This is a genomic window from Shewanella xiamenensis (assembly GCF_014647135.1).
Lineage (GTDB): Bacteria > Pseudomonadota > Gammaproteobacteria > Enterobacterales > Shewanellaceae > Shewanella > Shewanella xiamenensis.
In genome coordinates, this window is record NZ_BMOP01000029.1 from 36,573 (window position 1) to 47,292 (window position 10,720).

The window sequence follows — 10,720 nt, forward strand, 5'->3', positions numbered from 1 at the left end:
CACCGCTTCGCCATTCACCGTAATTCCTTCTTATCTATAACATTGAGCCAACCATGCTCAATCAAACGACCGTCATTTGCCCCGTGTAGAGAATAAAGTTACGCAGCAGTAGCACACCAATCAGACTTAAGCATGCGGTGCCTGCTACATAGGCCCACTTACGCTTTGACGTGGCGGTCATAAACAGGTTCATTGCCAAGGGGCCCGATAATCCGATCCCAACAATGCCAATCCAGAAAACCCATCCCCAGAAGCCATAACCTATCGCATTGAAAGCCGCAAATTTGCTTTGACCGCCTGACAACACTAAGCCCATAAAGAAGGTAAAAATCAGCACTATCTCCACCAAAATCAATGGGATTTCAACCTTATGGATAAAGTGAACTTCCTTGGCGTTAGGATTAGCATTAAGCAACACCCCACCCAGCAGAGAAAATGCCGCGCCGGATGAGAGTCCCGAAGCCAAAAACAGCAGTGGCAATACGGGGTTTTTCAACATCGGATAGCCGGGTAAAGCCGAGAGTAAAAAGCCAGTATAAGCCCCCAGCGCGAGGGAAAAGATCACCAATAAACCGGTAATCGTCGCCTCGAAGCGGCTAAGCCAAGCTGTCAACTTCAGCACTATGGGAAAGCGATTCTCACACCATGCATCAATGGGTTTACGGAATAACAAACCAATCCACATAAACATAAAGACTTGGTAGATGAGCAGGATCAACACACCCATCGACATCACAGACTTAGGATTGTAGAAGACTAATATCTTCCAAAAATCGAAGGGCTTAGTTAAGTCCAATACCAAGATGCCCAAACCCGCCATCACCGCCACGGGCGCCACAATACAGGCTGCCTGCACAAAGCCAGACTGGTAGGCATTATGTTTCAACACAAAATGCTTGAGTAACACCGCAAAGAACATGGCGCCAGCAGATGCCCCCGCTAAAAACAGGTAAATTGCAATTGGCCAATGCCACACTAGCGTATCAAAATGTAGGGCGCTCATATTGCCACCTCCCCTGATTTAGCCACAATGCGGAACAGTTTCGGCCGAGTGCCGAGGTCGACCTTAGCCCTTTGGGTTGGGTTAGCCTTTAGCACTTGTACCACCTGAGAAGTGGGATCTTTTAAGTTGCCAAAGACCAATGCCTTAGTCGGGCAGGCCGCGACGCAGGCAGGTTGTTTACCTTGGGCGAGGTTTGTTTCACGGCAAAAATCGCATTTGTCCGCAGCGTGGGTAACAGGATTAATAAAACGAATTTTGTATGGGCAGGCTGCAATGCAATATTGGCAACCCACACACTTCCAAGCATCTACCGCCACAATGCCAGTCTCTTTATCGATAAAGGCGGCACCCGTTGGGCAAACATTGACGCAGGGCGCGTCTTCACAATGCTGGCAAGACTTACGACTGAAGTGATAAAACTGGTTCGGATATTCCCCATAGGGTCCAGTTTGCTCTATTTTTAATCGGGCAACACCCTCGGGCACTTGGTTGGTTTCACGGCAGGCAACTTCGCAAGCTCGACAGCCAATACACTTAGTTTCATCGTGGATCAGTGCGTATTTCACACTAGGTTCGGCTTTAGCCTCATTAGAGGCATTCACAGTAGCCAGTAATGTGCTACCCGATGCCCCTGCCAATAAGACGCATGCTCCTTTGAGAAATCTTCTTTTTGAATTTTCCATAACCTTACTCCTGCTGGCCTGTATGGCAAGTACGGCACAGCTCACTGCGAACCTTAGGCGTCATCTCTGCCATAGGATCGGTTGGGCTATGTAATTTATGGCAAGCGGCACAGGCCACTTTTTGGGCATGCACATTATGCGTCCACTCTTGGGAGCTGAGTTTGGCTGGCATATGGCATTTTTGGCACACCTTTAATTGCACAGCAGCTTCGGATGCCTCATTTAATCCAAAAACCACTAAATCATTTGGTTTTTTGGGATGATCACCTTTTTCACCATGACAGCTTGAACAGGTCATTTTCATGGCATCCTGGCCGTGATGCCCTAACATTTGACCATTACGCTTATGACACTTCATGCAAGCATCACTATTAATTTGCTTCGCGGGTTCAGCACTTGTTGCGGAAAAACTGAGCAGCAATGCCATTGCACCCAAGCGTAATGACCACAGCCATTGTCGTGTAGACATAGCGAGTCCTCATATCAATTCATTGGGAAATAAAGAGGAAGTCAGGGTTCGGAGAACTCCGAACCCGACGAGCGTGGTCAAACGGCTAGCGCTTGCTTGAGACTTGTTGCATCCCACTGTTTATGCTGATTCATTTCAATAAAACCAATATTGAATTTGCTGAATAGCTTTTTCATGGGTGAATTGATTTGCTTACCGGCGTCGCTGATCACCATTTTGACTTCTGAAGAATCATGGTCAATCAACACATAGTCGAGACGGCATTCATGGTTTAAATCAGCATCGTGCTGGTCCATGTCAAATACAGTGTCGAGTGGAACATTGCAGCAGACATCGTATTTGCCTTCAACGACAGTTTTTAGTGATTTAAAAAAGTTGAAACTATCTTCATCAAATAACACTGGTTTGAGTTTCATTTCATGATGTGCAGCCTCCTCGGGATCCGCCCTAAAAAACTTAATGCAAGTCATGACAAACATTACAAACACAAATGGCACCGCTACGAATAGTACGAAGTACATAAACGCATAGCTGAGAATGACTGAAGTATTCATATACGCCTCCAATAACACAATTATATTTTTGTTTTCTCCTTTAAAGCACCTTCAGTATTATTGCAGACGGGATTTATTTTTTTGATCTGAATCACATGTTTAAATTCAAAATTAAACATAAACAACAAGTTAGGATACAGGACACATTACTGTATAGCGTAAATCTAAAATGCACATATTGATAATAGTTAATTAAAAAAATGAAATTGGCGTAACTGAATATCAAAAATTAAAATTTCAAATTAGTTTAATAATATTTTTTGAAATATAAAAAATCAAATTCTAAACCTATTGTTACATATAGATAAATTTAAGGTGCAAAACTTGGGATGGATTTCACATTAAATTAAATTAATAACACCATAATTAGGTGTTCTTTAAAGTATTTACTCAATATTAAGGAATATAAAAAATGCATATTAGTAACATGGATGGCCTCGATATTCTGAGTTTAAAAATACTTGTTTCATTATATGAGAACAAGTCTGCAACCTATGTATCAAAGGCATTAGATATCCCAGCCCCCAAAATAAGTCGTAGCCTTAAAAACCTGCGAGAAGTATTTGGTGATGAGCTTTTTATCCGTAAGAAATATGGCTTATTCCCCAATGAATTTGTCACGCACTTATACCCGATAGCGAAACAAACCATTGAATGTACTGAGAAGTTTCAAAAGGTACGAGCAGCCAATGTCAATCATGTTAAAACACATGTTGAGATTGCCGCCCCAGGCCTTATTGCCTATGCCTTCCCTAAAGCCTTAATGCAAGCTATCAAAGAAGAGCAAAAATCTATCCATATCAATATTACCCCTTGGTCACTGCATACCACGCAGGACATCATCAATGGTGATACCACCCTCGGTATTTGTTGCAATAAGAGTACCGCAGATGTCGCAGCCTATGGAGACAAGTTACAAACCACAACACTACAACGTATGGGTAAGGTGTATCTTATTGCTAGCCGAAATCATCCCATTTTTAAGCGAGAAATTACCTTAGAGACGATTGCAGAGTATCCCTATGTCAATACTGATCTCGGTAATCCCAGTACTCGCCTTAGTCCATATCAAGAATTCTGTATAAAAAATGGTATAAAACTCAATACTGAAATTACCATTACCAGTATTTCTAGTTTGTTTGAATATTTAGGAGAGAGCCAAACTATTTCTTTATTACCCTACCGAGTGGTTTATGAAATGGTGGCAGAAATACCCGAACTGCATACCTGTCAATTATCACAACTTGAGGCAGAACGTTTATACGCTGACACCGAAGCACCGACGATCTTCTTGGTGCAAAAGAATCAGCCCAATCGCGCTAGCGAAGAGCTGGTGTGGCTCAGTGAACAAATAAAGAAAATTGTTGATAGCATTATTTAGCGATAAATACTTAACACGTTTTCATCTTATTATTCGAGGTGATAGGCATATCGTGCCTTAGCTTAGGCTCCACCTCACTGCTCCTCCGTGTCGTCCCAAGTTTTGTTAAGACGGGCATACATCTTAATCGTCAAACACGTTACACTAGGCCTATCTTTATCCTGATCGATCTTGCTATGCGAACCGAAAACACAGCCACACTTAATCTCATGTGGGGCGCACTGATTCTGGAAGAATTAGCACGTCTTGGTGTGCAGCATGTCTGCATGGCACCAGGCTCACGCTCAACCCCGTTAACTCTTGCAGCAGCCCAGCAAACCAAGCTGAAACGTCATTTGCATTTCGATGAGCGCGGCTTAGGGTTTATGGCGCTTGGATTAGCCAAAGCCAGCTCTGCGCCCGTAGCCATTATTACTACCTCTGGCACGGCCGTCGCTAATCTTTACCCTGCAATAGTCGAAGCTTGGCTCACCCATGTGCCTTTAATTGTCCTCAGTGGTGACAGACCGCCTGAATTACTCGGTTGTGGCGCCAACCAAGCCATAGTGCAACCAGCCATTTTTGCCCATTATGCCCAACAGGTGAATCTCCCCACGCCGGATGTGCACATTGCACCGCAGATGTTGCTCACCACGCTTGATGAGGCCGTGGCCAATCAAACACGCCCTGTGCATATCAACTGTATGTACCGTGAGCCGCTATATCCGAGTGAATTAACTGCCACAATTCTCGATAGCGAATCGCCATACCTCAAGCCGCTGCAAACATGGCTGCAACAAGCACGTCCTTACACTCTTTATGGTAAGCGTGAACAATTAAGCAGCCCGAGCGAAGATGCCATTATGCGTTTCGTCCATGGTAAGGGCGTCATCATCGCGGGTACGCTCACGCCAGAGCAAGATCCACAGCAACTCATTGCGCTATCTCAAAAAATTGGCTGGCCGTTACTAACCGATGCTCAGTCCCAACTGCGACAACATCCGGCGGCGATTGGTAATATTGACCAACTACTGCAACATCCCAAGGCGTGCAATCTGTTACAAGAGGCAGACCGCGTGCTGGTGTTTGGTGGACGTTTATTGTCTAAGCGTTTGATTGCTTACCTTGCCGAACAAAACTGGCACAGTTACTGGCAAGTGCTGCCGCAGCAAGATAGGCTCGACCCAAGCCATAACGCTAAACACATATGGCACGCCAACGCCGCCCAATTTGCATCGCTTAACTGGTATCGCTCTTCATCGGCGAATTGGGCTAATACCTTAGTTAGCTACAACGATGAATTGCATAGTTTATTCGTGCGCAATATTGATCAAGGTGAGTTTGGTGAAGCTCAGGTTATCCGCGCGATTGCCAATACGCGACCGCTGGAGCAGCAATTGTTTATCGGCAATAGCCTGCCGGTACGTTTGTACGATATGTACGCGCCAGTGAGCTGCTGTACTGCCACCACTTACACTAATCGCGGCGCCTCGGGGATCGATGGCTTACTGGCCACCGCCTGCGGTATTGCAGCGCACCAAGGTAAACCGACCAGCTTGATTATTGGGGATTTATCCCAGTTGCATGATCTCAACTCCTTTGCCATCGCCCGCAATTTAACCAGTCCTCTGGTGATCATTATCCTCAACAACGATGGCGGTAATATCTTTAATCTTTTGCCTGTCCCCAATGAGGAACTGCGCAGTGATTACTATCGGTTAAGCCATGGTCTGGAATTTGGTTATGCCGCCGCTATGTTTAATCTTCCTTATAACCAAGTGGATAACTTAGCCGACTTCCAAAATAGCTATAATGAAGCGCTGGATTATCAGGGTGCTTCTGTCATCGAAGTCACCGTTAGCCAACACCAAGCCAGCGAGCAGATCGCCACGCTGAATTTATGGGTGAAACAAAGCTAATGCCGACCGTGGCCCGTTATGGAGAGACAGCACAGCCAAACTTGGTCCTGATCCATGGTTTTTTAGGATCGAAGGCCGATTGGCTACCGCTGATCCCTAAACTCAGCCAACATTTTCACTGTATCTGCCTCGATTTACCCGGCCACGGCAACAATCAACCAGAAATCGCATCGACGCTCACTGATGGCTTCGACTTTTGTGTCCAAGACATTATCAGCCGCCTCGATCGCCTCGGCATTGAAGCGTTTTACCTCTATGGGTATTCCCTCGGTGGCCGGATTGCCTTACACCTTGCCCAAGCTTATCCGCAGCGAGTGTTGAGTTTGTGGCTAGAATCCTGTCATCCCGGGCTGACAAATACCGAAGAACAAGCCGCGCGCAGCAAGAGCGACAACCTGTGGGCCAAACGGCTGCAAAGCTTGAGTAGCGTGGATTTTTTACAGCTTTGGTATCAACAAGCCGTGTTTGCCGATATGCCCGACAAGGTGCGCAATGCCTTGATAGCAAAACGAGCTATGCAGCTCGACCAACATTCCAAACACACACTCAAGCAAATGTTTTTGGCGACCTCACTTGCCCGCCAAACTTCACTTTGGGATCTACCTGCAAGCCTTGCCTGCAAGTGCCATTTTTTTGCCGGCAGCCAAGATGCTAAATTCACGGCGATCGCAAAGGACTGGCAAGCACAACAACCTATCGTCTTGCATCAAATTGACGATGCCGGACATAACATACATCAAGCCAATCCTACGGGATTACTGGCCTGTATAAGAAGTTTGTTCGTCGAACACTTGACGTAGAGATGCACGCAAACAGACCGCCTTTAAATCGATAAAGCGTTAAGGAAAATATGATCTTAACTTCACTTAGCTTGTATTTATATCGCCTGCCCTTAGACCGCTTTTTGCCCGTGGGTAAACAACGCATTGACCACAGAGCAGGCTTGGTACTACAGGCAAAAGCGCAAGCCGAAGGTGAAGTGCGTGAGCAGTATGTTGAAATCGCGCCACTCTCAGGGTTCGATATCGACCAACAGCCATTATTAGGCTTTAGCCGTGAAAGCCTCGATGAGGTTCAACAGGCCTTAGTGGCGCTATTACCCAAGCTGCAAAACCAATCAATTGATTGCTTGCTCGAGCAGGCCGAAGCGAGTTCCTATCCGTCCATGGCCTTTGGCTTAAGCCTGCTACATGCCAAACTCAGCGGAAAACTCGATACGGTGCGCCCAGTTACCACCACAGTACCGTTGATTTACCAGCCAACAGATGCGCCCAAAACCGAGTTGGCGGCCAAAATCGCCAATCTCGATACTAGCGTGCGCTCAGTTAAAGTGAAGGTTGCACAAACCTCCATGGAAGATGAGTTGAGCCTGATTTATGGCATCTTAAGCCAAAGACCGGAACTCAAGCTGCGCTTAGATGCCAACCGTGGATTTAGCTTAGAACAAGCCCTCGACTTTGCCGCTTGCTTGCCACTGGATAGCATTGAATATATTGAAGAACCTTGCCAACAGCCGCAGGATAATCACACTCTGTATCGCGCCATTCCCCTGCCCTATGCCCTAGATGAATCCCTCAATGACCCAGATTATCAATTTGTGATGCATGAGGGATTAACGGCATTAGTCATCAAACCCATGCTACTGGGCAGTATTGAAAAACTTCAGCGCCTTATCGACGAGGCGAACAGCCATGGCGTGCGCTGTATCTTAAGTTCCAGCCTTGAGGCCAGCTTAGGTATCAATGATTTGGCCCATTTAGCCGCCATACTGACGCCCGATGAAATTCCTGGACTCGATACGTTAGCCGCCTTTAGCCAAGACTTAATCGTACCAAGCGGCAAGCCCCAAACTCTTACGCTTAAATGCCTTAAACTTGTCGCCAGTTCGCAGCAGGATTAATTGACAATGTCCGAATCTCAAACATTGGCTTCATCCCAATCAGTTTCACAGCAAGGTATTTCGCCATTACATAGCGCCGCACTCATATCACCCACACAAACGGCGGTTAAGTGCAATGGACAAGACATCAGCTACGCGAACTTAAGCCAAATGGTGCTGGGATTAGGTGAGCAGCTCACGCGCATCGGCGTTGGCCAAGGGCAACCACTGGCATGTATCAGCCGTAATAATCTAGAGATGATTTGCCTGTATTGGGCCTGCGTGGATATTGGCGCCATCTTCTTTCCTATCTCGCCGCGTTTTCCGCTGGCGCAAGTTCAAGGGCTTATCGATAGCCACCAAATCCCTTTCTATTGGAGCGAAGCGGCGCTGGACTTGTCAGGCAGTCATCAACTCACGCTGGATTTTAGCCTCGATGCGGCTCCTAGCGCCGACCTAGCCGCGACAGCCTTTGATATTTATCGCCCGAGCAATGTGATTTTAACCTCTGGCTCCAGCGGTTTTCCCAAGGCGGCCGTGCACAATCTTGCGAATCACATTGCCAATGCCGAGGGCGCCCGCAGCCTGATCCCGCTGGTAGCTGGTGATGCTTGGTTATTATCATTACCGCTGTTTCATATTGGCGGCCTTGCAATACTCAACCGCTGCGCCCTAGTCGCGGCGACTGTGGTTCTGCCAGATCTCGCGCTCCCGCTACAGGCACAAATCGAGCGCGATGCGTTAACCCATGTTTCCCTTGTGCCAACACAGTTAGTCAATTTGCTCGCCGACAAACAGGCTTCACTCAAGAGTATTAAAGCCCTGCTGCTCGGCGGCGGCGCAATTTCTATCGATTTACTTAAACAGCTCGAACAGCGGCATATTGCCAGCTTTACCAGCTACGGCATGACGGAAATGGGCTCGCAAATCACCACTGGCCCCGCGCTGAGCGATGGTACGAGTGGCAAATTACTGCCAAGGCGTGAGCTTAACATTGTCGATGGGGTGATTTGGGTAAGGGGAGATTGCTTATTTATGGGCTATCTCACTGATAAGGGAATAGAAAAGCCACTTGATGCCGACGGTTGGTTTTATACCAAGGACAGAGGCGAATGGGACGAAAACGGCAATCTCCGCATTCTTGGCCGCGTCGATAATATGTTTATTAGCGGCGGCGAAAACATTCAACCAGAAGAGATTGAAGCTGCACTCAAACTTCATCCGCTAATAGATGAGGCAATCGTCTTCCCTCTGCCCGATCCCCTCTTCGGTCAGCTCCCTGCGGCTATCATCCGCGGTGACATTTTCCACGCTAAGACTATCAGCAGCGATATAAGCCGCAGCCACACCAGCCAAGAGATGAGTGCGATAGAGGCCGAGCTCGAAGTCTTTCTCGCTGACAAAATCGCCCGCTTTAAACGACCGCGCCGCTATTACCCTTGGCCAGAAAATGCCGAGCAAATAGGCCTAAAAGTGAATCGACAACTTATCATCAAGCTGACTGCATAACTAAACTCAGCTATTTTGTCGGGAGCACTGCGCAACATTAAAGTGAGCAAAAGTCATCTCATTAACACTGCATATCTTGCTTGTATTAGCCCTCGGTATACAACCTGTTAAAATCGTCACTTTCAATATCAATAGGAAAAAATCGCTGAACAAACGTATGCTCATCAATGGGCCGGGAGAAACAAAAGCCCTGTCCAACAGTACAACCCAGTTGTTGCAATATGGCCAACTGAGAGTTTGTTTCGATTCCCTCGATGACTAACTCCATATTAAGTGCCTGAGATAACGCAATCACACTTGATATCGCAGCCTGACATCGAGGTTCAACACCTAACTCCCTAACAAAACAGCTATCTAACTTAATTTGCGAGAATGGCAATTCACATAATCTCGCGAGAGAAGAATGAGCCGCGCCAAAATCATCTATTGCTAGCTCGAAGCCCTGCATGCGTAACCTAATCAGGTTTTCCATATTCACCGCTGGAGCAGAAAGCAATCCTGTCTCAGTAATTTCAAGCGTGATGAACCTTGAATGGAGGTTAAATCTCTTGGCGATATCCACAATACGATAAACCAACTTTGTCGAATTGAGCTGGGAGATATCGAGATTATAGGCCATTGAAATATGATGATTTTTTTGATGCAGCTCTTGTTGTAACCGACAGCCTTGCTCAAATAATTGTAAAAACAATTCGTCGAGTAGCTCATAGCCAATCAGTGGCTCAATAAACACGGCTGGGCTAAGCGTGCCAACTTCAGGATGAATCCATCTAGCTAACACTTCGACACCCGCCAGACTAAAGTCTGTGACATCGAATTTAGGCTGATAAAAACCCACAAATTGATGTTGCTCAAGTGCCAACTGAAAATCAGCTAATGAAAAATCTTTCGGTCTAATTTCAATTCGAGAAGAGGACATCACTTTACGTTTTTGAGTACGAGAATAGACAAACTTATCCAACATACTTTGCAAGTTTCCAATAGAAGGACTTTTACTCAAATCGCCAAGATACTCAAAATTAAGCATTTTTATCATCTGCGATACAGCTCGCCTTAATTCCATATCGATACAGCTAAACAAAGCTACTGCGTGGATGCTGTATTTAGCCTTCGCCTTGCGCAAAAACGATAAGCCATCTATTCCTGCCATCATCAAATCACAAATAACAATATCAGCACTATTGTGAACATCGAGCCAAGTAAAAGCATCCTGAACACGGCTTTGTTTCCTAAATCGATTCAGCGAACAAAGCCCCTCATAATCGTCTAAATATCAAACTACACGGTAAGTTACAGGCATGCCTAGCCCAGTAAGTTTGTTCAAAGCCCTAATCATCGCGTAAG

General features: G+C 46.2%; 10 protein-coding genes. 5 read left to right on the forward strand and 5 right to left on the reverse strand.

Annotation, left to right across the window (positions count from 1 at the left end; translation table 11 throughout):
• Nucleotides 1–61: 61 nt before the first annotated feature.
• From nrfD to IEY09_RS17830, 4 genes are all read right to left on the reverse strand, one after another.
• On the reverse strand, nt 62–1,003 hold the full coding sequence (gene nrfD / locus IEY09_RS17815) for a cytochrome c nitrite reductase subunit NrfD (protein WP_037423597.1): 942 nt from the start codon (nt 1,001–1,003) through the stop codon (nt 62–64).
• The gene (locus IEY09_RS17820; RefSeq protein ID WP_172591308.1) at nt 1,000–1,686 is read right to left on the reverse strand and encodes a 4Fe-4S dicluster domain-containing protein; all 687 of its coding nucleotides are present in this window, start codon (nt 1,684–1,686) and stop codon (nt 1,000–1,002) included. Before IEY09_RS17820 ends, nrfD begins: the two co-directional genes overlap by 4 nt.
• Before the next feature lie 4 nt (nt 1,687–1,690).
• Nucleotides 1,691–2,155, reverse strand: coding sequence for a nitrite reductase (locus tag IEY09_RS17825; RefSeq protein ID WP_037423605.1), 465 nt, complete (start codon nt 2,153–2,155; stop codon nt 1,691–1,693).
• 77 nt (nt 2,156–2,232) lie between these two features.
• A complete protein-coding gene (locus IEY09_RS17830; protein ID WP_037423607.1) occupies nt 2,233–2,709 on the reverse strand; it encodes a DUF2726 domain-containing protein in 477 nt (158 codons plus the stop codon).
• A 412-nt stretch (nt 2,710–3,121) separates the two neighbouring features.
• On the opposite strand from IEY09_RS17830, the gene IEY09_RS17835 reads away from it, so the two are divergent.
• The 5 genes from IEY09_RS17835 (at nt 3,122) to menE (ending at nt 9,376) form a co-directional block, all read left to right on the forward strand.
• Nucleotides 3,122–4,090, forward strand: a complete 969-nt coding sequence (locus IEY09_RS17835) for a LysR substrate-binding domain-containing protein (RefSeq protein ID WP_088586322.1) — start codon at nt 3,122–3,124, stop codon at nt 4,088–4,090.
• A gap of 176 nt (nt 4,091–4,266) precedes the next feature.
• A complete protein-coding gene (menD, locus tag IEY09_RS17840) occupies nt 4,267–5,988 on the forward strand; it encodes a 2-succinyl-5-enolpyruvyl-6-hydroxy-3-cyclohexene-1-carboxylic-acid synthase (protein ID WP_172588824.1) in 1,722 nt (573 codons plus the stop codon).
• On the forward strand, nt 5,988–6,788 hold the full coding sequence (gene menH, locus IEY09_RS17845) for a 2-succinyl-6-hydroxy-2,4-cyclohexadiene-1-carboxylate synthase (RefSeq protein WP_172588828.1): 801 nt from the start codon (nt 5,988–5,990) through the stop codon (nt 6,786–6,788). Before menD ends, menH begins: the two co-directional genes overlap by 1 nt.
• Before the next feature lie 50 nt (nt 6,789–6,838).
• Nucleotides 6,839–7,888, forward strand: coding sequence for an o-succinylbenzoate synthase (gene menC / locus IEY09_RS17850; RefSeq protein ID WP_172588823.1), 1,050 nt, complete (start codon nt 6,839–6,841; stop codon nt 7,886–7,888).
• A gap of 6 nt (nt 7,889–7,894) precedes the next feature.
• Nucleotides 7,895–9,376, forward strand: coding sequence for an o-succinylbenzoate--CoA ligase (menE, locus tag IEY09_RS17855; protein WP_188872108.1), 1,482 nt, complete (start codon nt 7,895–7,897; stop codon nt 9,374–9,376).
• An 85-nt stretch (nt 9,377–9,461) separates the two neighbouring features.
• Here menE and IEY09_RS17860 read toward each other — a convergent pair whose 3' ends face one another.
• Nucleotides 9,462–10,340 (reverse strand): EAL domain-containing protein, encoded by an 879-nt coding sequence (locus IEY09_RS17860; protein WP_229778021.1) that lies wholly within the window; start codon nt 10,338–10,340, stop codon nt 9,462–9,464.
• Nucleotides 10,341–10,720 lie beyond the last annotated feature (380 nt).

What these genes read in the sequence shown, in the direction of transcription:
- nrfD (WP_037423597.1), bottom strand. Translation starts at nt 1,003, where the DNA reads ATGAGCGCCCTACATTTTGATACGCTAGTGTGGCATTGGCCAATTGCA.
- IEY09_RS17820 (WP_172591308.1), bottom strand. Translation starts at nt 1,686, where the DNA reads ATGGAAAATTCAAAAAGAAGATTTCTCAAAGGAGCATGCGTCTTATTG.
- IEY09_RS17825 (WP_037423605.1), bottom strand. Translation starts at nt 2,155, where the DNA reads ATGTCTACACGACAATGGCTGTGGTCATTACGCTTGGGTGCAATGGCA.
- IEY09_RS17830 (WP_037423607.1), bottom strand. Translation starts at nt 2,709, where the DNA reads ATGAATACTTCAGTCATTCTCAGCTATGCGTTTATGTACTTCGTACTA.
- IEY09_RS17835 (WP_088586322.1), top strand. Translation starts at nt 3,122, where the DNA reads ATGCATATTAGTAACATGGATGGCCTCGATATTCTGAGTTTAAAAATA.
- menD (WP_172588824.1), top strand. Translation starts at nt 4,267, where the DNA reads ATGCGAACCGAAAACACAGCCACACTTAATCTCATGTGGGGCGCACTG.
- menH (WP_172588828.1), top strand. Translation starts at nt 5,988, where the DNA reads ATGCCGACCGTGGCCCGTTATGGAGAGACAGCACAGCCAAACTTGGTC.
- menC (WP_172588823.1), top strand. Translation starts at nt 6,839, where the DNA reads ATGATCTTAACTTCACTTAGCTTGTATTTATATCGCCTGCCCTTAGAC.
- menE (WP_188872108.1), top strand. Translation starts at nt 7,895, where the DNA reads ATGTCCGAATCTCAAACATTGGCTTCATCCCAATCAGTTTCACAGCAA.
- IEY09_RS17860 (WP_229778021.1), bottom strand. Translation starts at nt 10,340, where the DNA reads ATGTTGGATAAGTTTGTCTATTCTCGTACTCAAAAACGTAAAGTGATG.